This window comes from Streptomyces sp. BRA346 (assembly GCF_052851135.1).
This window is the reverse complement of sequence record NZ_JAIWIH010000006.1, coordinates 62,008-85,305: the sequence shown is the minus strand read 5'-3', so window position 1 is coordinate 85,305 and position 23,298 is coordinate 62,008. Positions and strand designations below refer to the sequence as shown.

Sequence of the window (23,298 nt, the reverse complement as noted above, 5' to 3'; positions counted from 1 at the left end):
TGCGGGGCGCGGCCCTTTTGCGAGTCTGTGCGGTTCGTGTCTTTCCGGCTCCGGACCGCGATGCTTCCGCTGCCTGGATAATGACTTCCGTTCACCGCTGGTTCCGAAGGAGCGCTCCCTATGATCCCGCCCGTCGTCCACTCGCTGCGCGAGCAGATCCGCGAGCACATCGTGGAGGGGATCGTCAGCGGGCGGTGGAAGCCGGGCGAGCGGATCGTGGAGCGGCGCATCGCGACGGAGCTGGAGGTGAGCCAGACGCCCGTACGGGAGGCGCTGCGCGAGCTGGAGACGCTGCGGCTGATCGAGTCGGCTCCGAACAAGGGCGTCCGGGTGCGGAATCTGACCGCGGCCGACCTGGAGGAGATCTATCCGGTGCGGGCCGGTCTGGAGCAGATCGCCGCGGAGCTGGCGGCGCCCCGGCTGGCCGAGGACACCTCGGCGCTGGAGCCCGAGGTGCGGGCGCTGTACGAGGCGGACCGCAGGGCCGACGGCGAGGCCCAGGTGCGGCACACCGTGGCCTTCCACCGGGAGCTGGTGCGGGCGTCGGGCAACAGCGTGCTGCTGCACACCTGGGAGTCGCTGGGCATCGAGATCTGGACGACGCTGTCGATCCGCTGGCTGGGCACCGTTCAGCAGTCGTACGCCGAGGAGCACCAGGCCGTGGTGGACGCGTTCCGGCGACGGGATCCGCGGGTGGGCGAACTGGTCAAGGCGCACGTTCTCGGCTGTGCACCGCGTGCCTGATTTCGCGGCACGGAATGCCAATTTCGGCCTACGGACAAGTTTTTCCCTTCACGTACTTTGATCGATCATCGATCAGAACTTACAGTCGACCGCATGACCGATCTCGCAAGCACGCAGCCGAGTGCGCTCGACCAGTTCCCCGACCGGGACCCCGAGGAGACCGCCGAGTGGGGCGCCTCGCTCGCTGCCGTCACCCAGGCCGCCGGACCGCACCGCGCCGCGTACCTGATGCGCCGCACCCTGGAGCGCGCCGAGGACACCGGGCTGTCGCTGCCGCCGCTGCTGGAGTCGGACTACGTCAACACCATCCCGACCGCCGCGGAGCCCGCGTTCCCCGGTGACGAGGCCATGGAGCGCCGGATCACCGCCTGGAACCGGTGGAACGCGGCGGCGATGGTCACCCGCGGCAGCGCGGACGGCCTCGGCGGCCACATCGCCACCTTCGCCTCCGCCGCCTGGCTCTACGAGACGGGCTTCCAGCACTTCTTCCGCGGCAAGGAGGCCGACGGCAGCGGCGACCAGCTCTACATCCAGGGCCACGCCTCTCCCGGCATCTACGCCCGCGCCTTCCTCGACGGCCGGCTGACCGAAGCGCACCTGGACCGCTTCCGCCGTGAGGCGGGCGGCGGCAGCGTTCAGGGGCTTCCCTCGTATCCGCATCCGCGCCGGATGCCGTGGCTGTGGGAGTTCCCCACCGTCTCGATGGGCATCGGCCCGATCTCCGCGATCTACCAGGCCCGCTTCAACCGCTACCTGGCCGCCCGCGGCATCAAGGACACCGCGAACTCCCACGTATGGGCGTTCCTCGGCGACGGCGAGATGGACGAGCCGGAGTCGACCGCCGCCCTGGCGCTGGCCGGGCGCGAGGGCCTGGACAACCTCACGTTCGTCATCAACTGCAACCTCCAGCGCCTCGACGGCCCGGTGCGCGCCAACTTCAAGATCGTGCAGGAGCTGGAGGCCCAGTTCCGCGCCGCCGGGTGGAACGTCGTCAAGTCGCTGTGGGGCTCCGCCTGGGACGAGCTGTTCGCCCGGGACGCCTCCGGTGCGCTGGCGCGCCGCCTGCGCGAGGTCCCCGACGGCCAGTTCCAGACGTACGCGACCCGCGACGCCGCCTACATCCGCGAGCACTTCTTCGGCGCCGACCCGGCCCTCGCGGAGCTGGCGAAGTCGCTGTCCGACGCCAAGCTGGCCGAGTGTTTCCACACCTCCCGCGCGGGCCACGAGCCGCGCAAGGTGTACGCGGCCTACCGCGCGGCCGTGGAGCACAAGGGCGCCCCGACGGTCGTCCTCGCGCAGACCGTCAAGGGGTACACGCTCGGCCCCACCTTCGAGTCGCGCAACGCGAACCACCAGATGAAGAAGCTGACCGGCAAGGAGTTCCGCGCCATGCGCGACCTCCTGGAGCTGCCCATCCCGGACAGCAAGCTGGACGACAGCCTCGTTCCGTACGCCCACCCCGGCGAGGACTCCCCCGAGGTCCGCTACCTCCAGGAGCGCCGCGCCGAGCTCGGCGGCCCCGCCCCGGCCCGCAAGGTCCACCCGGTGGCCCTGCCCGAGCCCGCGGCCAAGCCGTTCGAGACCCTGGCCAAGGGCTCCGGCAGCCAGGAGATCGCCACGACCATGGCCTTCGTGCGCCTGGTCAAGGACCTGATGCGGGACAAGGAGACCGGCCACCGCTGGGTGCCGATCGTGCCCGACGAGGCCCGTACGTTCGGCATGGAGTCGCTCTTCCCGACCGCCGGGATCTACTCCCCGCTCGGCCAGACCTACGACCCGGTCGACCGCGATCAGCTCCTGTACTACAAGGAAGCCGAGAACGGTCAGATCCTCAACGAGGGGATCACCGAGGCCGGTTCGATGGCCGACTTCACCGCCGCCGCCACCTCGTACGCGACGCACGGCGAGCCGACGATCCCGTTCTACATCTTCTACTCGATGTTCGGCTGGCAGCGCACCGCCGACCAGATGTGGGCGCTCGCCGACCAGCTCGGCCGCGGCTTCCTGATCGGCGCCACCGCGGGCCGCACCACCATGACCGGTGAGGGCCTCCAGCACGCCGACGGCCACTCGCACCTGATCGCCTCCACCAACCCGGCGGCGCTCGCCTACGACCCGGCGTTCGCGTACGAGGTCGGCGTGATCGTGCGGGACGGGCTGCGGCGGATGTACGGCCCGCAGGCCGAGGACGTCTTCTACTACCTCACGGTCTACAACGAGACCAAGGTGCAGCCCCCGATGCCGCAGCACGAGGGCGTCGAGGAAGGCATCGTCAAGGGCCTCTACCGCTTCCAGGAGGCCGAGGCGCCCGCCGCCGACGCCCCCCGTATCCAGCTCCTCGCCTCCGGCACCGCCATCCACTGGGTGCTGGAGGCCCAGAAACTGCTCGCCGACGACTGGGGCGTGGCCGCCGACGTGTGGTCCGCCACCTCCTGGAGCGAGCTGCGCCGCGATGCCCTGTCCTGTGACGCGGCGCAGCTCAACGGCGAAGACCGGGTCCCGTACGTCACCCGTGCCCTGGCAGGCGCACCGGGCCCGGTCCTCGCGGTCAGCGACTGGATGCGGGCGGTACCGGACCAGATCAGCCAGTGGGTCGAGCAGGACTGGTACTCGCTCGGCACCGACGGCTTCGGTCTCTCCGACACCCGCGAGGCGGCCCGCCGCCACTTCGGCGTGGACGTCCACTCGATCGTGGTCACCGCGCTGGCCCGGCTCGCCAAGCAGGGCGCGGTCAAGAGCACGGCCCCCAAGGAGGCCGCCCAGCGCTACGGCATCTGACGGCGCACCGCCGCCCCGTCACGGCATGATGGGGCCGTGCGTGCCGCGCGGCTGATCAAGATGGTGCTCCTGCTCCAGGCTCGGCCCTCGATGACGGGGGCCGAGCTGGCGCGTGAGCTGGAGGTTTCGGAGCGCACGGTGACGCGGGACGCCGCCGCGCTCTCCGAGGCCGGGGTGCCGGTGTACGCGGACCGCGGCCGGGCCGGTGGCTACCGGCTCATCGGCGGCTACCGCACCCGGCTGACCGGCCTCGGCCGCACCGAGGCCGAGGCGCTGTTCCTGTCCGGGGTGCCGTCCGCGCTGCGCGAGATGGGGCTCGCCGACGCCGCCTCCGCCGCCCGGCTGAAGGTGTCCGCCGCGCTCCTCCCCGAGCTGCGCGACGCCTCCCACACGGTGGCGCAGCGCTTCCACCTCGACGCGCCGGGGTGGTGGCAGGAGCCGCAGACGCCGGCCCTGCTGCCGGACGTCGCCGACGCGGTGTGGGACGACCGGCGGCTCGCGGTCCGCTACCGCCGCCGGGACACGGAGGTGGAACGGGAGCTGGAGCCGTACGGGCTCGTCCTCAAGGCGGGCGTCTGGTATCTGGCGGCCCGCGCCGGTGCCGCCGCGGGCTCCCAGGGCGACTTCCGCGTCTACCGGGTGGACCGTCTCGCCGCGGTCGGGCCCGCGCCCGGCGGGGACCGGTTCCGGCGCGACGAGGCGTTCGACCTGCCCGCCTTCTGGGAGGAGCGGGCGGCGCAGTTCGCGCGCTCGATCCTCCGCGAGGAGGTCACGCTGCGCCTCACCCCGGAGGGCGCCCGCGGACTGCCGTACGTCACGGACCGTACGGCGGCCGAGGACGCCGTACGGTCCGCCGGGGAGCCGGACGGGGAGGGGCGGATCACGATCACCCTGCCCGTGGAGTCCGCCGAGGTCGCGTACGGCCAGCTCCTCGCCCTCGGCCCGGAGGCGGAGGTGCTGGCGCCGCCGGAACTGCGGGAGCGGTTCGCGGCGGCGGCGCGGCGGATGACGGACCTCTACGCGTAGCTACCGGGCTACCGGTAGTCGGCGGCGCTGCCCTCCTTGCCGCCGAAGACGACGTCCCGGAAGTACCCGAACGCGTCCGGTCGCGACCCGTCGAGGTCGGTGAAGCCGTAGACCTTGGCCAGGTCGCCGCTGAACACGGACTTCCCGTTCCAGCGCGCCCGGTCCGGGTCGGCGGCGAGCGCGGCGACCGCCCGCCCGACGAAGTGCGGCGTCTCGGCGATGGCGAAGTGCGGCTCCTTCTCCACCGCGTCCCGCCAGTTCTCCTCGGTCACCCCGAAGTGGTCCAGCATCTGTTCGGAGCGCAGGAAGCCCGGGGAGACGCACACCGCCGTGCCGTCGAAGTCCTTCAGCTCGTGGGCCAGCCCGAAGGCGGTGCGGATGGGGGCGTTCTTGGTGAGGTCGTAGAAGAGGTTCTCCCGGTAGGTCTTGTTGAACTCCTCGTTCCCGTCGGTCACCTCGACCACCAGACCGCCCGGGTTCCGGATCAGCAGCGGCAGCGCGTAGTAGCTGGTGACCAGGTGGGTCTCGACGCCGAGCCGGAGCATCCGCAGACCCCCCTCCAGGTCGTTCTCCCAGCTCTTCTTGCCGAACGGGATCAGGTGTTCACCGCCCCAGACGTCGTTGACCAGGACGTCCAGCCGCCCCTGCTCGCGGTCGATGCGCTCGATGAGCGCCCGTACCTGCTCCCGTTCCAGGTGATCGGTCGGCACCGCGATGCCCGTGCCGCCCGCCGCCGTGATCAGTTCCGCCGTCTCCTCGATGGTCTCGGTCGGCCGCCCGACCTCGCTGACCCGGTCCCGGGTGGTGCGTCCCGTCGCGTAGACGGTGGCGCCCGCCGCGCCCAGCTCGACGGCCATGGCCCGGCCCGCGCCGCGCGTGGCGCCCGCGACGAGTGCGACCTTGCCCGCCAGCGGTCCCTGTGTGCTCACGTCAGTACGTCCTCTCCTGGGGAGACCTCATCAGTGACGCGTTCGACGATCGCAAGGAAACCCGACACCTTCTGTCCCATATAACAAGAGGGCCGCATCTGGGTCGCTCCGCGTGCGGCGGTGGGCGCGAGGGCCGATGCTGGTCCCGTGATGATGGACGAGACGGAGTTCTGGGGGCTGGTCGACAGCGCTCGGGAGGCTGCCCAGGGCGACCCCGAGGACCAGTCCGACCTGCTCGTCGAGCAGCTGTCACAGCTCGACCCGGACTCCGTGCTGGACTTCGCCCGGCACTTCGAGGCCCGCGCCAACCGGGCGTACCGCTGGGATCTGTGGGGCGCCGCCCGGGTGCTGCTGGGCGGCGTCAGCGACGACGCCTTCGAGGCGTTCCGCTACTGGCTGATCGGCCAGGGCCGGGACGTCTTCGAGGGCGCGCTGCACGACCCGGACGCGCTGGCCGAACTGCTGGAGGACTTCGACGATCAGGTGGACGGCGACTGCGAGGACCTGGGGTTCGCGGCGGACGAGGCGTACGAGCAGCTCACCGGCGCGGTGCTGCCGGATCTGGGGCTCCCCGAGCGGCCGGACGAGCCGGTCGGCGCGACGATCGACCTGGAGGACGACGAGGCGCTGGCGGCGCGGTACCCCCGGCTCTGGGAGCGCTTCCGCGACTGATCTCAGGCGGCGCCGTCGATGAGGGGGCGGCCCATCAGCACATCGTCCACGTACGCGCCGTCGAGCAGGAACTCCCCGCGCAGGACGCCCTCCACCACGAACCCCTCCGACTCGTACAGCCGCCGCGCCGGGAGGTTGTGGCCGAGCACCCGCAGGGTGATCCGGATCGCGCCCTGCCGCAGCGCCTCCTCGTACGCCGCGTGCAGCAGCGCCCGCGCCACGCCCCGGCCGCGCACCCGCGGGTCCACGGCGAGCCCCTGTATCTGGCGGACGTGCGCGTTGCTGGCCAGCTGCGTCGGCGGGACGAGCCGCACGAAGCCGACGGGGCGCCCGTCCAGCTCGGCCACCATGTTGTGGACGGGGCGGTTGCGGTGGGTGAAGAAGGCGTCGTACGGCGGCTCCGGCGCCGGCAGTACGGAGTGCAGCGTCGACCAGGTGCGGCGCTCCAGAGCGACCAGCTCCTGCTCGTCGTCGAGCACGGAGCGGCGGATCAGCGGTGCGGGCACCGCGGACGGCTGAGGCGGGGCAGAGGGCTCGGACATGCAGGTCACTCTGCCACGCGCTCCTCGACGTCCGACATCCCCCGGATGATCGGGGGCAGGATGGGGCCATGCGCATCGCGGTCACCGGTTCCACCGGGCTCATCGGGACGGCCCTCGTCCACTCCCTGCGCCAGGACGGCCACCAGGTCGTGCGGCTGGTGCGGCGAACTCCCCGCGAGGAGGCGGAAGTCGAGTGGGATCCGCACCGGCAGTGGGTCGACACCGCCGGGCTGACGGGGTGTGAGGCCGTCGTCCACCTCGCGGGCGCGGGCATCGGCGAGCACCGCTGGACCGATGCGTACAAGAAGGAGCTGCGGGACAGCCGGGTGCTGGGCACGGCCGCCATCGCCGAGGCCGTGGCCTCCCTGGACACCCCGCCGCGGGTGCTGATCAGTGGAAGCGCGGTGGGGTTCTACGGGGACACGGGGGAGCGCGCGGTCGATGAGAGCGCGCCCCCTGGGCACGGTTTCCTCCCGGACCTCTGTCAGGCCTGGGAGGAGGCGACCGCCGCGGCGCAGGAGGCGGAGGTGCGCACGGTGTTCATCCGCAGCGGTCTGGTGATCGCGCCCGAGGGCGGCGCGTGGGGGCGGCTGTTCCCGCTGTTCAAGGCGGGCCTCGGGGGGCGGATGGGCAGCGGTCGGCAGTACTGGAGCTTCATCGCCCTGCACGACCACATCGCCGCGCTGCGCCACATCCTGGACACGGCGGACCTCAGCGGCCCCGTCAACCTCACCGCCCCCTCCCCCGTGACCAACCGTGAGATCACCGAGGCCATGGGCCGGGTGCTGCGCCGTCCGACGCTCCTCCATGTGCCCGCCCCGGCGCTGCGGATCGCCCTGGGCGAGATGTCCACCGACATCCTCGGCAGCGTCCGGGCCCTCCCGCGCAAGCTGCTGGACTCCGGCTTCTCCTTCACCTACCCGCATGTCGAGGAGGCCCTGAAGGCGGCGGTGGGCGGACGGCGCTGACGGGTCGCAGGGGAACGGGACAGGTCGGAGGGGAACGGGACGCCACGAAACGGAACGGCCGAACCCGATCGGCGTGCGACCGTTGTGCGCCCGTGCTCGGTCGATGCGCGTCTGTCATCGACCGTTTTTGCCCTTACCGTCGTGACCGTTCCGATCCGCTCCATCCCGACCCCGGGGAGGGAACGTGCTCACCAGCGCGCACCGCACGGACGTCGTCATCGTGGGAGCCGGACTCGCGGGGCTGGCCGCCGCCCAGTTGCTGACCGGCGCGGGGATGGAGGTCACGGTCCTGGAGGCCGCGCCCCGGGTCGGCGGCCGCATGACCACCGATACCGTCGACGGCTTCCGGCTGGACCGCACCGGGCAGCTGGTGAACACCTCGTTCCCCGAACTGCGGCACACCCCGGGACTCGACACCCTCGCCCTGCGCCCCTTCTCCCAGGGGGTGCTGGTGCACGGCGACGGCCGTACGCAGCGGATCGGCACCCCCCGCGGCTCCTGGAGCGGCTCCCGGAGCGGTTCCCGGAGCACAAGGGGCGCACTCACCACGGCACGCGCTCTCGCAAGCGCCGCCCGCGCGCCCCTGGGCGGCGGACTCGATCAGGCCCGACTCGGTGCCGCGCTCGGCAGGCTCGCCGCCCTGCCCGCGGACCGCCTCCTCGCCCGCCCCGACCGGCCGGTCCACGAGACCCTGGCGGGGCGGGGCCTTCCCGCTCGTACCGTCGAGAGCGTGCTGCGCCCGCTCCTCGTCTCGCTGCTGAGCGACCCGGGCCTGAACACCTCCAGCCGCTGCGCCGACCTGGTGCTGCGCGGCTACGCCCGCGGCCGGCTGTGCCTTCCGGCGGGCGGCGCCGCCACCGTCCCCGAACTGCTGGCCGCCACGCTGCCGCCGGGGACCGTCCGCACCGGCGTACGGGCCACCTCGGCCGCCACCACCACCGTGACCACCGCCGGACACGGCGAGTTCCGCTGCCGGGCGGTGCTGGTGGCCACCGGGGCGCACGACGCCGCCGAACTCCTCCCCGGGCTGCGGCTGCCCGCCTTCCACCCGGTCACCGTGCTGCACCACACCGCCGACCAGCCGCCCCTGCGCGAACCCGCGCTGATCCTCACGGCAGGTGGCCATGGCCCCGTCGCCCACACCACGGTCGCGAGCGAGGTCGACCCCTCGCGCGCACCGGGCGGCCGGGTGCTCATCACCTCCACCGTGCTGGGCGCCGCCGCGGGCCTGCCGACCGCCGAACTCGACCGGCAGGCCAGGGCCCAGCTCGCCACCGTCTACGGCACCTCCACCACCGACTGGCAGCTGCTGGCCGCCCACCACGACCCGCACGCCGTACCCGCCATGCCCGCACCCCACGACCTCCGGCGCCCGGTGCGGCTGCTGTCCGGGCTGTACGTATGCGGCGACCACCGCGACGCCAGCACCGTGCAGGGCGCCCTCGTCTCCGGCCGCCGCGCCGCCCGCGCGGTGCTCCAGGACTTCGGCGCCACCCCCGGCTCCGACACCCCGCCCATCCCTGCGGCGGCGGCCTGACACCGGCCCGGCCCTCAGACACCTGCTGCCACCGCGGCGCCCAGCCCCACCAGGACGACGCCGGTGGTCACGCTGATTCCCCGCAGGACGGTCGGCTGCGACACCAGGGCGCGCCCTCGGCCGACGGCCCAGGTGAGCACCATGTCCCGGCCGCGGCGGCCGCCCTCCAACTCACGCCCGCGGCGGTCACCCAGCAGGTGGCCAAGGCCGAGCGCGACTGGCAGGTGCCCCTGGTCATCCGCGGTCCTCGCGGAGCAACGCTCACCGCGGCCGGTGCGCTGCTCGCCTCCCACGCTCGAACCGTGGAGGAGGCATCGGGCAGGGCCGAGGCGGAACTGGCCGCACCACTCGGCCACCTCTCGCTCCGGCTGCGGATCGGGACGTTCCAGGCGGCTGCCCTGCACCTGCTGCCACCGGCCCTGACGACTGCTCATCGACCTGCTACGTGATGTCGCCCGCGACATCACCGCCACCTGGGAGGCTCCCCTGTCGTAAATGACATTGACAGGGCGCCATCGGCCTCGTTCTCTACGTCCATGAAGAGCCGTCACCTCATGACCGACGACACCTTCCTCGACCACGCCGCCGACCGGCTCGCCACTCTGCCCGGCGTGCACGCCGTCACCCTCGGCGGCTCGCGCGCTCAAGCGACCCACGCCCCGGACAGCGACTGGGACCTGGCCCTCTACTACCGGGGCGGCTTCGACCCGGCGGAGCTGCGCGCGGTCGGCTGGGAGGGCGAGGTCTGCGAGGTCGGCGCCTGGGGCGGGGGCGTCTTCAACGGGGGCGCCTGGCTCACCATCGACGGCCGCCACGTCGACATCCACTACCGCGACCTTAACGTCGTCGACCACGAACTCGCCGAGGCCCGGCAGGGCCGCTTCCACTGGGAACCGCTCATGTTCCACCTCGCGGGCATCCCCAGCTATCTGGTCGTCGCCGAACTCGCCGTCAACCAGGTGCTCCGCGGCACCCTGCCCCGCCCCGGGTACCCGGAGGCGCTGCGCGCGGCGGCTCCCCCGTTCTGGCGCGAGCGGGCCGCCCTGACGCTCGCGTACGCAGGGGGCTCGTACGCCCGGCGCGGCCAGGCCACCGAGGTCGCGGGCGCGCTGGCCACCGCCGCCATGCAGACCGCCCACGCGGTGCTGGCGGCGCGCGGCGAGTGGGTCACCAACGAAAAGCGGCTCCTGCGGCGGGCGGGGCTCGGCCGCCTCGACACGATCACGGCCGGGCTGCGGCCCGAGCCGGAGGTTCTGGCGCGGGCGATCGCCGAGGCGGAGGAGGTGTTCGCCGCCGCTGTGTGAACGAACACTTCGCCGGGCGCCGAAACGACCGCGGCCTACGCTGAACCCATGGCCGCCTCCCCCGTCTCCCCCGCCCGCGACGCGGACATCGCCCGCGCCGCCACCGCCCTCGCGGACGCCTCCCGCGCCCGCATCCTGCTGGCGCTGGCGGAGGGGCGGGCGCTGCCCGCGAGCGTGCTGGCCACGGAGGCGGGGGTGAGCGCCTCCACGGTGAGCGGGCACCTGGCGAAGCTGCTGGAGGCCGGTGTCGTACGCGTCGAACGGCAGGGGCGGCACCGCTACTACCGGCTGACCGGCCCCGCCGTGGGCGAGGCCATCGAGGCGCTGGCCAGGATCGCGCCGCCGCTGCCGGTCACGTCGCTGCGGGCGTCCACCCACGCCAACGCGCTGCGCCGGGCCCGCACCTGCTACGACCATGTCGCGGGCGGCCTGGGTGTGGCGCTGATGGGCGCCCTGCTGGAACGCGGCGTGCTGACCGGCGGCGACGGACGCCACCACCCGGAGACGGCCGAACGCGACCGGCTGTCCGCCCCCGGCAACGACACCCCGTACCGGCTGACCGACCGGGGGCGGGCCGAGCTGGCCGCGTTCGGCGTGGACGCGGACCGGCTCCACGGCCGCCGCCCCCTGATCCGCTACTGCGTGGACTGGACCGAACAGCGCCACCACCTGGCGGGCGCCCTGGGCGCCGCGATCACCGACCGGCTCTTCGAGCTGGACTGGATCCGCCGGGGAACGCGACGCCGGGCGATCGATGTGACGGAGAAGGGCACGGCGGGCCTGGCCGACACCTTCGGCGTCACCGCGGGGTAAGGGCCTAGCCCAGGGCCGCGACCCGTTCGCGGTAGCCGCGGACCGGGGCCGCGTCCCGGTACGGCTCCAGGCGGCGTTCGAAGTCGCGTACGTAGTCCAGCGCCCGCGCCGACCGCATCTCGGACGCCTGCTGCGCCGCCTCCGCGCCCAGCGCGCACGCCTGCTCCAGCTCGCCGAGGCCCAGCCGGGCCGTGGCCAGCACCACCCGGCTGAAGAGGCGGCTGCGGGCGAACCCGGCGCCCCGCAGCCGCAGCGAGCGCTCCGCGTGCTGGGCGGCGGCCCGGTACTGCTGGAGGTCCCGGTGGCTGTGGCCGAACTCGTCGGCCAGCTGCGCCTCGTCGAAGGTCCGCGCCCAGTACGGCACGTCGTCGCCCGGCCGCGACGTCTCCAGCGCCCGCTCGGCGCGGGCGAGCGAGGCGGTGCAGGCCCGCACCTCGCCCAGCACCGCGTGCCCGCGCGCCTCGACCGCGTGCAGCAGGGACTGGAGCACCGGCGGGGCGCCGCCGCCCACGCCCTGCTGGGCCACCCGGGCGAGCTGGACGGCCTCCCGGCCGTGGCCCAGATAGACGGCCTGGCGGCTCATGGTCACCAGCACATAGCTGCCGTACGGCCGGTCCCCGGCGGCCTGGGCGAGCCGCAGCGCCTGGACGAAATACCGCTGGGCCAGGCCGTGCGCGGCGATGTCGTACGACGTCCACCCGGCCAGCCGGGTCAGGTCCGCGACGGCGCCGAACAGCCGCCGCCCCGTCGTCTCGCCGTACGTGCCGCGCAGCATCGGCTCGCCCTCGTGCTCCAGGTAGCGCACCAGGGCCTGCCGGGCGTGGCCGCCGCCGTACGTCTGGTCCAGGGTGCGGAACAGCTCGCTGACCGAGCGCAGCGCCGCGATGTCGCCCGGGGTCACCCGGTGGCCGGGCCCGCGCTGGACGCGGTCCGCCTGCCGCTGCCGGGGCACCGGCGCCCGTCCGGCGGAGGCGCCCTGGCCCGCGGCGACCGCCCGGTCGACGGCGGCCGCCCGGCCCGCGGCGGCGCCCCGGCCGCCCTGGGCGGGGACGGTGGGGCCACCGGCGGCGGCCGCGGGCTCACCGCGCGCCACCCGGTCGTCGGGCCGTCCGATCAGCCAGTCCCGGCTGGGGACGACGAGCCCGGCCGGGGTGAAGGCGATCTTCCGCAGCTCCGCATGGCTGCCGGAGTCCTTCCGCCACAGCCCGCTGACGATGTCCACCGCCTCCTGCGGGGTGGCGGCGAACTCCAGCCCCGCGTAGACCGGCGCACAGGCGTCGAGACCCAGGTCCTGGGCGGTCAGCCGGCGGCCCAGCCGCCGGGTGAAGACCTCGGCGATCAGCGCGGGGGTGGTGCCGCGCGGCTGCTGGCCGCGCAGCCAGCGGGTCACCGACGTCTTGTCGTACCGCAGGTCGAGGCCGTGTTCGATGCCGAGCTGGTCCACCCGCCGGGCGAGCCCGGCATTGGAGAAGCCTGCCTCGGAAATCAGCGCGGCGAGCTGACGATTGGGGATGCGCTGCGGGGGTCGTTCCGTCATCAGCCTGCCGGTCTCCCTGATTCGCTCTCTGGAACGGCGTGAATTTAACTGGCTGTAGCGGGCTGATCGCGCTGGTCGGACTCCTTTCATCCGATCGTGTGAGAACGAGCCGGATAGGGGTCCGAAAGCGCGCGGTCGTACAGTGGCGGAGGCACTGCCAACCGTTACGAGGTCCGAAGAGGAGCTTGCCGTGACCGCAACGTCCCCGGAGACGCCCCCTGCTTCGCAGACGCGACTGCGCTACGTCCATCTGGGGTTCGGGGCGGAGGCCGTCGACTACCAGGAGGCGTGGCAGGAGCAGCGCCGGGTGCACGCGGCCCGGTTCGCGGACGAGATCCCGGACACCTGTCTGCTGCTCGAGCACCAGGCCGTCTACACGGCGGGGCGGCGCACGGCCGACAACGAGCGCCCCCTCGACGGCACCCCGGTGGTGGACGTGGACCGCGGCGGCAAGATCACCTGGCATGGTCCCGGCCAGCTGGTGGGCTATCCGATCCTCAAGCTGCCGCGCCCGGTGGACGTCGTCGCCCATGTCCGGCGGCTGGAGGAGGCCATGCTGCTGACCTGCGCCGACTTCGGCGTGGAGGCCACCCGCGTGGAGGGCCGCAGCGGGGTGTGGGTGCTGGGCGACCCGGTGGACCGGCGCCCGGGGCTCGGCGGGCTGACGCTGGACTTCGACCCGCGGGTGGAGGACGAGGAGTTCGACCCGCGGCTGAACGGCCCGGAGTACGCCCCGTCCAACGCCGGGCAGCGCCGTGAGGACCGCAAGCTCGGCGCTATCGGGGTGCGGGTCGCCAAGGGCGTGACCATGCACGGCTTCTCGTTCAACTGCAATCCGGACAACACCTCGTACGACCGGATCGTGCCGTGCGGCATCAGGGACGCGGGCGTGACGTCGCTCTCGGCGGAGCTGGGCCGGGAGGTGACGGTCGCCGAGGTGACCCCGGTGGTCGAGAGGCATCTGCGGGCGGTCGTGGAGTCCTCCGTCCCGCTGCCCCGCGCCGTATAGGGCCCGCCCGCAGAGGGCCCAGGGAATGCGGCCCCCGACCTCACCGGTTGCCCTGGACGTAAATCCGTACGAATGACGGGCGTACCCTGGTGACCGCCGACGATTCGAAAGCCGCGCCACCCAGACTCGCCAAGCAAAGAGGAGTGCCGGACGTGTCCGCAGTCGCACCCGACGGACGCAAGATGCTGCGTCTGGAGGTCCGGAACAGCCAGACCCCCATCGAGCGCAAGCCCGAGTGGATCAAAACGCGGGCGAAGATGGGCCCCGAGTACACCGAGCTGCACGGCCTGGTGAAGCGGGAAGGCCTGCACACGGTGTGCCAGGAGGCGGGCTGTCCCAACATCTTCGAATGCTGGGAGGACCGCGAGGCCACGTTCCTCATCGGCGGCGACCAGTGCACCCGGCGCTGTGACTTCTGCCAGATCGACACCGGCAAGCCGCAGCCGCTGGACCGCGACGAGCCGCGCCGGGTGGCCGAATCCGTACGGACGATGGAGCTGCGGTACGCCACGATCACCGGCGTCGCCCGCGACGACCTGGACGACGGCGGCGCCTGGCTGTACGCGGAGACCGTGCGGCAGATCCACTCCCTCATGCCGGACACCGGCGTCGAACTGCTGATCCCGGACTTCAACGCGGACCCCGACCAGCTCGCCGAGGTCTTCTCGTCCCGCCCCGAGGTGCTCGCGCACAACGTCGAGACCGTCCCGCGGATCTTCAAGCGCATCCGCCCCGGCTTCCGCTACGAGCGCTCGCTGGAGGTCATCACCAAGGCCCGCGAGGCGGGGCTGGTCACCAAGTCCAACCTGATCCTGGGCATGGGCGAGGAGCGCGAGGAGATCAGCCAGGCGCTCCAGGACCTGTACGACGCGGGCTGCGAGCTGATCACGATCACCCAGTACCTGCGCCCCTCCGCGCGGCACCACCCGGTGGAGCGCTGGGTGAAGCCGCAGGAGTTCGTGGAGCTGAAGGAGGAGGCGGACGAGATCGGCTACGCCGGTGTCATGTCCGGCCCCCTCGTCCGCTCGTCGTACCGCGCGGGGCGCCTGTACCAGCAGGCCATCGACCAGCGGGCGAACACGGCAGAGGCGGTGTGACGCCACAACGGCGATACGACGGAGGGCGGCGCGAACCGGCTGGTTCCCGCCGCCCTTTGCCGTGCGCACCCGTCGCCGTGCCCTCGGAACAAGCGTCGGTGTGAGCAACACGCTGTGTGAGGACGGGCACACCGCCCCCTCTACGCGTCTTGCAAAACCCCAGGTCACAGCTCCAATAGCAGGTCATTCCAAGGCTTCATCGGTGTTTGACCGACCGGTCACACACTGGTAACACCATTGGGTAACGATAAAACCACGCACCGCTCATAGCCGCGTGCGTTCGTTGATAATCCGCCGCTCCCGAGGGGTACCCCATGCCGGCTGCGCCCGTACGCCCGTCCATGACCGACGCGCTGCTCGCCCTGGAGGGACTGCTGCTGCGCGGCGGACAGCGCACAGCCCGGCGCAACGCCTGGACCGCGGTCCTGGAGGACCGTCGCCGCGCCAAGGACCGGACCGAGGCCCAGCACGTGCTGGAGGCCGTGTCCACCGGGGCTTCCCAGGCCACGTAAACTTCGCCTTATGGCGAGGAAGGAAACATCCGAGAACCCCGGGCGACTGAAGCAGATCGCCCTGACCTACAAGATGACCAAACGGGTCGACTCCAAGGTCGGCCTTGTCGTCGCCGGCGTGGGGATCATCACCTTCGGTGTCCTCCTCGGCATCGGCTTCCTGATCGGTCATCCCGTCTTCCTGGGCATCCTGGGCTTCGTCCTGGCCTTCCTCGCGATGGCGATCATTTTCGGCCGCCGCGCCGAGCGGGCGGCCTTCGGACAGATGGAGGGCCAGCCGGGCGCGGCCGCAGCCGTTCTGGAGAACGTGGGCCGCGGCTGGTCGGTGACCCCGGCGGTGGCGATGAACCGCAACCAGGACGTCATCCACCGGGCCGTCGGCAAGGCGGGCATCGTGCTCGTCGGCGAGGGCAACCCGAACCGGCTCAAGGGCATGCTGGCCGCCGAGAAGAAGCGCATGGCCCGCATCGTGTCGGACGTCCCGGTGCACGACGTGATCGTCGGCACCGACGAGGGCCAGGTGCCGATCAAGAAGCTCCGCACCACGCTGCTGAAGCTGCCGCGGGTGCTGCCGGGCGCGCAGGTGACGGTCGTGAACGAGCGGCTGCGGGCGCTGGGCGACCTCATGAGCAACATGCCGATCCCGAAGGGCCCGATGCCCAAGGGCATGCGCATGCCGAAGGGCCGCTGAGCGGCCGTACGCCGAGACTCCACGTGACGAAGGCGGCCCGGGACAGGACGTCCCGGGCCGCCTTTCGTATGCAATCCGTGGCGCCGAGGCGCCTAGACGCGGATCTGCACCGCCCGGGAGAGCCGGTCGTGCAGCCCGCGGGTGTCGCGGTCGAAGACGACCGCGGGGATGACGAGCACCAGCAGCACGCTGCGCAGCACGGCCCGCGGCAGGCTGAGCCGCGCCCCGCCCTCGCCGACCACCCGCAGCCTGAGCAGCAACTTGCCGGGGGTCGCGCCGACGGTGCCCACGGTCAGCAGGCTGAGCACGAGGAAGACGAGCAGCGCCCAGTTCCCGGCGGCCTGCGGATTGCGGCCCGCCAGCAGCGCGTACGAGATGAGCACGCACAGGCCCCAGTCGATGAAGAGCGCCCCGAGGCGGCGCCCGAGCGGCGCGATCGCACCCGGTCCGTTCTCGGGCAGCCCCAGCCCCTGGCCGCGGTAGCCCAGGTCGACGCCCATCTCCTCGGCGGCCGCGCGGGGGCCGGAAAGCCAGGATCCGATTGCTTGCCTCTTGTCCACGCTCCATACGGTACTGCGACGGCCCGCATACGCCCGTAACGGCCCCTGACCCGGTTAACCTGGGTGAAACAAACGGGTCATGCCCGGGAAATCCCGTCTGCTTATCGTCGGCGGCAGCGCGCCATGCACACGGACCGCGCGACCGAACAAATCCCCGTCCCCCCGCGGCCGGGCTAGGAGGAGTTGGATGTTCCAGAACGCCGACGACGCTCGGAAGTTCATCTCGGACGAGGACGTCAAGTTCGTCGACGTCCGGTTCTGTGACCTTCCCGGCGTCATGCAGCACTTCACCGTACCGGCGGAGGCGTTCGACCCGCACGAGGAGCTGGCCTTCGACGGCTCGTCGATCCGTGGCTTCCAGGCGATCCACGAGTCGGACATGGCGCTGCGTGCCGACCTGTCGACGGCCCGTGTCGACCCGTTCCGCCGGGACAAGACGCTCAACATCAACTTCTTTATCCACGACCCGATCACGGGCGAGCAGTACAGCCGCGACCCGCGCAACATCGCCAAGAAGGCCGAGGCCTACCTCGCCTCCACCGGCATCGCGGACACCGCGTACTTCGGCCCCGAGGCCGAGTTCTACGTCTTCGACAGCGTGCGCTTCGAGACCAAGGCGAACGAGGCCTTCTACCACATCGACTCCGAGGCGGGCGCCTGGAACACCGGTGCGCTGGAGGACAACCGCGGTTACAAGGTCCGGTACAAGGGCGGCTACTTCCCGACCCCGCCGGTCGACCACTTCGCCGACCTGCGCGCCGAGATCAGCCTCGAGCTGGACCGCGCCGGTCTCCAGGTCGAGCGCCAGCACCACGAGGTGGGCACCGCCGGCCAGGCCGAGATCAACTACAAGTTCAACACGCTGCTGGCCGCGGCCGACGACCTGATGCTGTTCAAGTACATCGTCAAGAACGTGGCGTGGAAGAACGGCAAGACCGCGACCTTCATGCCGAAGCCGATCTTCGGCGACAACGGCTCGGGCATGCACGTCCACCAGTCGCTGTGGCAGGGCGGCTCCCCGCTGTTCTACGACGAGCAGGGCTACGCGGGCCTCTCGGACACCGCCCGCTACTACATCGGCGGCATCCTCAAGCACGCCCCGTCGCTGCTGGCCTTCACCAACCCGACGGTGAACTCCTACCACCGCCTGGTCCCGGGCTTCGAGGCGCCGGTCAACCTGGTGTACTCGCAGCGTAACCGCTCGGCCGCGATGCGTATCCCGATCACGGGCTCCAACCCGAAGGCCAAGCGCGTCGAGTTCCGCGCCCCGGACTCCTCCGGCAACCCGTACCTGGCCTTCTCCGCGCTCCTGCTCGCGGGCCTGGACGGCGTCAAGAACAAGATCGAGCCGGCCGAGCCGATCGACAAGGACCTCTACGAGCTGGCCCCCGAGGAGCACGCGGGCGTCCCGCAGGTCCCGACCTCCCTCCCGGCCGTCCTCGACGCGCTCGAGTCCGACCACGAGTTCCTCCTCCAGGGCGGTGTCTTCACCTCCGACCTGATCGAGACGTGGATCGACTACAAGCGCACCAACGAGATCGCGCCGCTCCAGCTGCGGCCGCACCCGCACGAGTTCGAGCTGTACTTCGACGTCTAAAGACCCCGCGGGTCCTCGACGCATGACTGATCCCCGCCACCGCCCCTCGGGCGGCGGCGGGGATCAGTGCTGGCCGGGTCAGGTGATGGTCTGCGTGGTGGTGCCGGTCGACCCGGTGAAGTCGGCGTCCCCGGAGTAGACCCCGGTGACGGTGTAGCTGCCTGCCGGCAGGGTGGCGTCGGTGAAGAAGGCGAACCCGGAGCTGTTCACGGTGCCGGTACCGGTGACGCTGTTCGTCATGTTGCTGACGGTGAAGGTGACCGTTCCCGTCGGGGTTCCGGCCCCAGGGGCCACGGGCTGCACGACGGCGACATAGGTGACCGGCGTGCCCGACGCCGCGGGGTTGGGGTTGGAGCTGACGATGGTGGTCGTCGACGCCTGGTTCACCGTCTGCGTCGGGAGCGTCCCGGTCGACGCGGCGAAGTTGGCGTCACCGCTGTAGGTGGCGGTCACGGTGTGCGGGCCCACGCCCAGGCCGGTGAAGGTATGGGATGCCGTGCCGCCCGTCAACGCCTTGACGACCGTACCGCCGCCGGTACCGGTGACGACGAAGGTGACCGTCCCGGTCGGGGTCCCGGATGCGGGCGGGTTCGGCGTCACCGTCGCGGTGAACGTGACGGGCTGCCCGAACACGGACGGATTCACCGAGGACGTCACCGTGGTCGTCGTCGCGGCCGGGGCCGGATTCACGGTGTGCGTGTCACTGCCGGAGGACGGCAGGAAGTTGACGTCGCCGCTGTAGAGGGCGACCACAGGGTGGGTGCCGACGCCCAGGTTGCTGAGGGACAGCGTCGCCGCGCCGCCCACCACCGGCTGGGTGAACGAACCGCCGCCCGAACCGCCGATGAAGAAGGTGACGGTGCCGCCCGGGACGCCCGCACCGGGCGGCACCGGGGTGACGGTCGCCGTGAACGTCACCGCCTCTCCGAGCCCGGACGGATCCGGCGCCGACACCACCGATGTCGTCGTCGCGGACCGGTTGACGGCGATGACGTTGGTGCCGGTGGAGGGGAGGAAGTTGGCGTCGCCGCTGTAGGTGGCGACGACGTTGTGGATGCCGACACTCAGCCCGCTGACGGTGACCGAGGTCGTGCCGCCCGACAGCGTCCCCGTCAGGGGAGGGCCGTCGGCGCTGATGGCGAAGGTGACGGTGCCGGTGGGGGTTCCGGCGCCGAGCGGGATCACGGTGGCGGTGAGCGTGACTGCCTGCCCGAACGTCGACGGGTTCGGCGATACCGTCACCACGGTGAGGGTGGGGGTAGCCATGATGGGCCCTCCAAGTGAGGTGAGGTGGTGGGCCGTTGGTCGCCAGGTCGGCGCCTGATCGGGGCGCGGCGGCGCATCGGGGTCCAGGGGGTGCACACTTACGGCGATCGACGCCGGGCCCTGCCCGCGTCACCGTCCCCCGGCAGATGTAAAACCCACCGGTCTGTAGCACCAGTAGGCGCGCGGGTGGCGGCACAACGCCAGGTACGCGGGGGTGAATTGCCCTGAATGGCGCAGCGCTCAGCGGCTCGCGCCGTGTGCGCCGCGCGTACCGTCGAGCGCGGGTTCCCTGACCGGTGCGCACCGCGCGGGCGCTGTTCACCCGGCCCAAAGGTGGACTTTCGGCAGTGTCCGGCGCGCCCCGGGTTCCGTAGCGTCTGGCCGGTGATGACGATTGCGCGGGGTCGGTTGGTGGCGGCGGGGGCGGCCGTGGGGGCCGGGTTGAGCGTGCTGAGCCTGTGGTGCGGCCAGGGTGGCGTGGTTGCTGGGGAACGACCAGTCCCCCGCCGCGGGGCAGTGGGCGATGGCCGCGGCTCCGCGTACGGCGCGGCAGGGCCGTTCCTCGTCCACCACCAGCTTCAGGGCCTCGCTGAGCGCGTACGCGGCCACGGTGCCGAGGCCGACCACCGTGGTTCCGGCGATGCCGCGGGCGTCCTTGCGGCGCAGCGCGGTCCACCCCAGGACGGCGAGCAGCAGCCCGAGGACGGCCACGGTGCCCTCGCTCGCCGCTTCCAGCGGCGCCATGGGGGCGTCGGCCACCGCTCCGGTGAGCGCGCGGTACGCGGATGCGGAGGCTCCGTGTCCGACCTCGACGGGGCCGGGGTCCCCCAGCCCGCCCGGGGAGAGCAGGACGATCGCCGCGGCGCCCGCGGCGAGCAGCGCCGCGGGCCCCAGGAGCCGGGCGGTGTGGTGAGAGTGCGTTGGCATGGCCCCGAACGTAGGAGCGGCCGACGCCGGGGACCCGGGCCGAACGGCAGGGCGTGACCTTGACGTTGGTCGGGGTTGACGAAGAGGCGGACAGGGCAAGGCCGTTCCACGTTCGTGTGGACCTCCGCCGTACGCCTGCGGCCCCACCCGCTTTGCGGCAAGGTGACCGGCACCGCCGTGCTGGACCGCATCGTCAGGGGGATCCGTGGCAGCGTCGCAGGCCGCCGGGCAACCGGCAGGACAACCGGCCGGGGCCGGTGAGGAGTTGCGGTTCCGGCCGCCCACGCCGGTCGCCCTGGAGACGATCACCACCCGGGCCATGGCCCGCCGCCTGCCGCAACTGGTGCGCCGCTCCCTGGGGTTGGCGTGGCGGGTGGACCGCAGGGCGGTCGTGACGCTGCTGCTGTGCCAGGCGCTCGCGGGGTTCTTCGAGGCGTTCGGGCTGCTCGCGACCACCGGCACCATCACGGCGCTCATCTCGTCCGGGCACATCGGCGAGCGGCTGCGCGAGGCGCTGCCGTCGATCGCGGTGCTGGCCGGGGCGGCGGGGCTGCGGGCGCTGCTCGGGATCGCGGTGTCGAACATCTCCAGCAGGCTGTCGCCGCGGATCTCGCGGGAGGCCGAGACGCAGATGCTGGACGCGGCGATCAACGCGGAGCTGGCCGCGTACGACAACCCCGGGTTCAACGACAAGTGGGACGCGGCGGACCGGGGCGCCGAGGTCGCGCAGGATCTCATCATCGAGTCGCAGCAGCTGATGGCGTGTCTGGCCTCGCTGGTCGCGGCGGCCGGGGTGGTGACCGTGCTGCATCCGGCGCTGCTGCCGCTGTTGCTGCTGGCTGCGCTGCCGCAGGGGATCGCGGGGATGAAGGGCGCGCGGGTGAGTTACGAGACGAGCCGGGCGATGAGCGCGGACCGGCGCACGCTCGGGCTGCTGCGCTGGTACATGGTGGACAAGGACATCGCCGACCAGCTGCGTTCGGGCACCATGGCGTCGTTCCTCCTGGAGCGGTACCGGACGATCGGCGCGCGGGTGGACGCCGCGACGGACAAGGCCGTGCACAGGGGCGCCCGGTACGCGGTGGCGGGGGCGCTGGCCGGTGGTTTCGCGTCGGGTCTCGTATGGGCGTCGCTGGCACTGCTGCTGGGGTCCGGGCAGATGTCGGTGGCCTCGGCGGGGACCGCGGTGTTCGCGCTGCGGACGGTGGGCGCGTCGCTCCAGGGGATGGTCGGGTACGGGACGCGGCTGTTCCGTACGGGGCTGTACCTGGACGACTGGGCGGAGTTCATCGAGGAGGCGGGCGGGCACCGGATGCGGCGTGGCAGCCGGGAGCCGGACGTCCCACGGGTGATCCGGGCCGAGGGGCTGACGTACGCCTACCCGGAGTCGGAGGCTCCGGCGCTCGCCGGGGTGAGCCTGGAGGTGCGGCGCGGCGAAGTGCTGGCGCTGGTCGGGGAGAACGGGTCCGGCAAGACCACCCTGAGCAAGCTGCTGACGGGGCTGTACCTGCCCACCGGGGGCGCGGTGACCTGGGACGGTACGAGCACCGCCGAGCTGGACCCGCAGGCGATGTGGCGGCACACCGCCGTCGTGCCGCAGGACTACGCGCACTGGCCGCTGTCCGCGCGCGACAACATCACCCTCGGGCAGCCGCACGGCGGGGACGAGACGGTGCGGACGGCGGCGGTCCGCTCCGGGGCGCACGAGGTGGTCGACGGGCTGCGCAGCGGTCTTGACACGCTGCTGGCCCGGCAGTGGTGGGGCGGGGTGGAGCTGTCCGGCGGGCAGTGGCAACGGATCGCGCTGGCCCGCGCGTTCCACCGGCCCGCCGGGCTGCTGGTGATGGACGAGCCGACCAGCGCCCTCGACGCGCGCGCCGAGCACCGGATCTTCGCCGGGCTGCGGCGGATGGCGCGGGACCGCGCGGTCGTCCTGGTCACCCACCGGCTGGCGAACGTCGCGGTGGCCGACCGCATCGTGGTGCTGGACCGCGGCCGGGTGATCCAGCAGGGCACGTTCGAGGAGCTGACCCGATCGCCGGGCCTGTTCCGGGAGTTGTGGGAGCTCCAGAACGACCGCGGGGTGCCCGCTCCGCGCCGCGGCGGGACCGCGTAGGCCTCAGCCCGCGCGGGCGCGGGAGGCGGCGATCTCGGCGTACGCCTGGTCGCGGCCCTCCCAGTGGGAGCCCTCGACGGACTTGCCGGGTTCGAGGTCCTTGTAGACGTCGAAGAAGTGCGTGATCTCCATGCGGTCGAACTCCGGCACGTCGTCGATGTCCTGGACGTCCACATAGCGCGGATCGTGGGCGGGCACGCACAGGATCTTCTCGTCCGGGCCCTTCTCGTCGCGCATGCAGTACATGCCGATGGCCCGGCACAGGATCACGCAGCCCGGGAAGGTGGGCTCGCCGACGGTGACCAGCGCGTCGAGCGGGTCGCCGTCGCGGCCGAGGGTGTGGTCGATATAGCCGTAATCGGCCGGGTATTTGGTGGCGGTGAACAGCATCCGGTCCAGCCGGATGCGCCCGGCCTCGTGGTCCATCTCGTACTTGTTGCGGGACCCCTCGGGGATCTCCACGACGACGTCGAATTCGGCGGCGGACTCCATCGCGACCTCCGGTCACCGGTGGGCGTGCTTCCAGTGTGCGCCGTGCGAGCCGCTCACGCCCTGCCTGTGGCCATGGGCGCGCGCCCCCGGGCTTGACACAGCGAGACTAACAGCCTCATTGTTCCGTTAGAAGCTCTTACGATTGCTAGAAAGCCTCAGGAATCACGAGAAGACGGAGCCC

General features: G+C 72.2%; 23 protein-coding genes. 15 read left to right on the top strand and 8 right to left on the bottom strand.

Translation table 11 applies throughout. The annotated features are described in order from the left end of the window. The first annotated feature begins 120 nt into the window (after nucleotides 1-120). The 3 genes from LCH29_RS10130 to LCH29_RS10120 all read left to right on the top strand — a co-directional run bounded on the left by LCH29_RS10130 (nucleotide 121) and on the right by LCH29_RS10120 (nucleotide 4,548). Complete coding sequence (locus LCH29_RS10130; RefSeq protein WP_055551003.1) at nucleotides 121-744, top strand: GntR family transcriptional regulator; 624 nt, start codon at nucleotides 121-123, stop codon at nucleotides 742-744. Nucleotides 745-837: 93 nt separating this feature from the next. Further along, complete coding sequence (gene aceE / locus LCH29_RS10125; RefSeq protein ID WP_446461375.1) at nucleotides 838-3,522, top strand: pyruvate dehydrogenase (acetyl-transferring), homodimeric type; 2,685 nt, start codon at nucleotides 838-840, stop codon at nucleotides 3,520-3,522. Nucleotides 3,523-3,558: 36 nt separating this feature from the next. Continuing rightward, nucleotides 3,559-4,548, top strand: a complete 990-nt coding sequence (locus LCH29_RS10120; protein WP_446461374.1) for a helix-turn-helix transcriptional regulator — start codon at nucleotides 3,559-3,561, stop codon at nucleotides 4,546-4,548. Between the two features lie 8 nt (nucleotides 4,549-4,556). On the opposite strand, the gene LCH29_RS10115 is transcribed toward LCH29_RS10120, so the two are convergent. Then, the gene (locus tag LCH29_RS10115; protein WP_446461373.1) at nucleotides 4,557-5,477 is read right to left on the bottom strand and encodes an SDR family oxidoreductase; all 921 of its coding nucleotides are present in this window, start codon (nucleotides 5,475-5,477) and stop codon (nucleotides 4,557-4,559) included. A 153-nt stretch (nucleotides 5,478-5,630) separates the two neighbouring features. Here LCH29_RS10115 and LCH29_RS10110 point away from each other — a divergent pair, with 153 nt between their 5' ends. Continuing rightward, nucleotides 5,631-6,149 carry a DUF4240 domain-containing protein gene (locus tag LCH29_RS10110; protein ID WP_446461697.1) on the top strand — a complete coding sequence of 173 codons (519 nt, stop codon included), beginning with the start codon at nucleotides 5,631-5,633 and terminating at the stop codon, nucleotides 6,147-6,149. 2 nt (nucleotides 6,150-6,151) lie between these two features. Here LCH29_RS10110 and LCH29_RS10105 read toward each other — a convergent pair whose 3' ends face one another. Beyond that, nucleotides 6,152-6,691 carry an N-acetyltransferase family protein gene (locus tag LCH29_RS10105; protein ID WP_446461372.1) on the bottom strand — a complete coding sequence of 180 codons (540 nt, stop codon included), beginning with the start codon at nucleotides 6,689-6,691 and terminating at the stop codon, nucleotides 6,152-6,154. Nucleotides 6,692-6,759: 68 nt separating this feature from the next. Between LCH29_RS10105 and LCH29_RS10100 the strand changes: the two genes are divergently transcribed. Together LCH29_RS10100 and LCH29_RS10095 are read left to right on the top strand one after the other, a co-directional pair. After that, nucleotides 6,760-7,659 carry a TIGR01777 family oxidoreductase gene (locus tag LCH29_RS10100; protein WP_446461371.1) on the top strand — a complete coding sequence of 300 codons (900 nt, stop codon included), beginning with the start codon at nucleotides 6,760-6,762 and terminating at the stop codon, nucleotides 7,657-7,659. Between the two features lie 184 nt (nucleotides 7,660-7,843). Further along, on the top strand, nucleotides 7,844-9,196 hold the full coding sequence (locus LCH29_RS10095; protein ID WP_446461370.1) for an NAD(P)/FAD-dependent oxidoreductase: 1,353 nt from the start codon (nucleotides 7,844-7,846) through the stop codon (nucleotides 9,194-9,196). A gap of 14 nt (nucleotides 9,197-9,210) precedes the next feature. On the opposite strand, the gene LCH29_RS10090 is transcribed toward LCH29_RS10095, so the two are convergent. Beyond that, complete coding sequence (locus LCH29_RS10090; RefSeq protein WP_446461369.1) at nucleotides 9,211-9,339, bottom strand: hypothetical protein; 129 nt, start codon at nucleotides 9,337-9,339, stop codon at nucleotides 9,211-9,213. A 54-nt stretch (nucleotides 9,340-9,393) separates the two neighbouring features. Between LCH29_RS10090 and LCH29_RS10085 the strand changes: the two genes are divergently transcribed. The 3 genes from LCH29_RS10085 to LCH29_RS10075 all read left to right on the top strand — a co-directional run bounded on the left by LCH29_RS10085 (nucleotide 9,394) and on the right by LCH29_RS10075 (nucleotide 11,313). Next, a complete protein-coding gene (locus LCH29_RS10085; RefSeq protein ID WP_446461368.1) occupies nucleotides 9,394-9,645 on the top strand; it encodes a hypothetical protein in 252 nt (83 codons plus the stop codon). Nucleotides 9,646-9,750: 105 nt separating this feature from the next. Then, nucleotides 9,751-10,500 carry a nucleotidyltransferase domain-containing protein gene (locus LCH29_RS10080; protein ID WP_446461367.1) on the top strand — a complete coding sequence of 250 codons (750 nt, stop codon included), beginning with the start codon at nucleotides 9,751-9,753 and terminating at the stop codon, nucleotides 10,498-10,500. 48 nt (nucleotides 10,501-10,548) lie between these two features. After that, complete coding sequence (locus tag LCH29_RS10075; RefSeq protein WP_446461366.1) at nucleotides 10,549-11,313, top strand: ArsR/SmtB family transcription factor; 765 nt, start codon at nucleotides 10,549-10,551, stop codon at nucleotides 11,311-11,313. Nucleotides 11,314-11,317: 4 nt separating this feature from the next. Here LCH29_RS10075 and LCH29_RS10070 read toward each other — a convergent pair whose 3' ends face one another. Further along, nucleotides 11,318-12,850, bottom strand: coding sequence for a regulator (locus LCH29_RS10070; protein WP_446461365.1), 1,533 nt, complete (start codon nucleotides 12,848-12,850; stop codon nucleotides 11,318-11,320). Between the two features lie 190 nt (nucleotides 12,851-13,040). Here LCH29_RS10070 and lipB point away from each other — a divergent pair, with 190 nt between their 5' ends. From lipB to LCH29_RS10050, 4 genes are all read left to right on the top strand, one after another. Continuing rightward, complete coding sequence (gene lipB / locus LCH29_RS10065; protein ID WP_446461364.1) at nucleotides 13,041-13,859, top strand: lipoyl(octanoyl) transferase LipB; 819 nt, start codon at nucleotides 13,041-13,043, stop codon at nucleotides 13,857-13,859. Between the two features lie 152 nt (nucleotides 13,860-14,011). Next, nucleotides 14,012-14,956 (top strand): lipoyl synthase, encoded by a 945-nt coding sequence (gene lipA / locus LCH29_RS10060; RefSeq protein WP_446461363.1) that lies wholly within the window; start codon nucleotides 14,012-14,014, stop codon nucleotides 14,954-14,956. A gap of 314 nt (nucleotides 14,957-15,270) precedes the next feature. Further along, complete coding sequence (locus LCH29_RS10055; protein WP_446461362.1) at nucleotides 15,271-15,468, top strand: SCO2195 family GlnR-regulated protein; 198 nt, start codon at nucleotides 15,271-15,273, stop codon at nucleotides 15,466-15,468. A gap of 10 nt (nucleotides 15,469-15,478) precedes the next feature. Then, nucleotides 15,479-16,159, top strand: coding sequence for a DUF4191 domain-containing protein (locus tag LCH29_RS10050; RefSeq protein ID WP_123105633.1), 681 nt, complete (start codon nucleotides 15,479-15,481; stop codon nucleotides 16,157-16,159). Between the two features lie 92 nt (nucleotides 16,160-16,251). Here the strand turns inward: LCH29_RS10050 and LCH29_RS10045 are convergent, their stop codons facing one another. Next, nucleotides 16,252-16,719: an RDD family protein gene (locus tag LCH29_RS10045; RefSeq protein ID WP_446461361.1), complete on the bottom strand. Its 468-nt coding sequence runs from the start codon at nucleotides 16,717-16,719 to the stop codon at nucleotides 16,252-16,254. Nucleotides 16,720-16,906: 187 nt separating this feature from the next. On the opposite strand from LCH29_RS10045, the gene glnA reads away from it, so the two are divergent. Further along, nucleotides 16,907-18,316: a type I glutamate--ammonia ligase gene (glnA, locus tag LCH29_RS10040; RefSeq protein WP_123105629.1), complete on the top strand. Its 1,410-nt coding sequence runs from the start codon at nucleotides 16,907-16,909 to the stop codon at nucleotides 18,314-18,316. Nucleotides 18,317-18,394: 78 nt separating this feature from the next. On the opposite strand, the gene LCH29_RS10035 is transcribed toward glnA, so the two are convergent. Then, the gene (locus LCH29_RS10035) at nucleotides 18,395-19,582 is read right to left on the bottom strand and encodes an Ig-like domain-containing protein (protein WP_446461360.1); all 1,188 of its coding nucleotides are present in this window, start codon (nucleotides 19,580-19,582) and stop codon (nucleotides 18,395-18,397) included. Between the two features lie 318 nt (nucleotides 19,583-19,900). Continuing rightward, nucleotides 19,901-20,509, bottom strand: coding sequence for a phosphatase PAP2 family protein (locus tag LCH29_RS10030; RefSeq protein WP_446461359.1), 609 nt, complete (start codon nucleotides 20,507-20,509; stop codon nucleotides 19,901-19,903). Nucleotides 20,510-20,714: 205 nt separating this feature from the next. Here LCH29_RS10030 and LCH29_RS10025 point away from each other — a divergent pair, with 205 nt between their 5' ends. Continuing rightward, nucleotides 20,715-22,625 carry an ABC transporter ATP-binding protein gene (locus tag LCH29_RS10025; RefSeq protein WP_446461358.1) on the top strand — a complete coding sequence of 637 codons (1,911 nt, stop codon included), beginning with the start codon at nucleotides 20,715-20,717 and terminating at the stop codon, nucleotides 22,623-22,625. A gap of 3 nt (nucleotides 22,626-22,628) precedes the next feature. On the opposite strand, the gene LCH29_RS10020 is transcribed toward LCH29_RS10025, so the two are convergent. Next, nucleotides 22,629-23,117, bottom strand: coding sequence for an inorganic diphosphatase (locus LCH29_RS10020; protein WP_123106726.1), 489 nt, complete (start codon nucleotides 23,115-23,117; stop codon nucleotides 22,629-22,631). Nucleotides 23,118-23,298 lie beyond the last annotated feature (181 nt).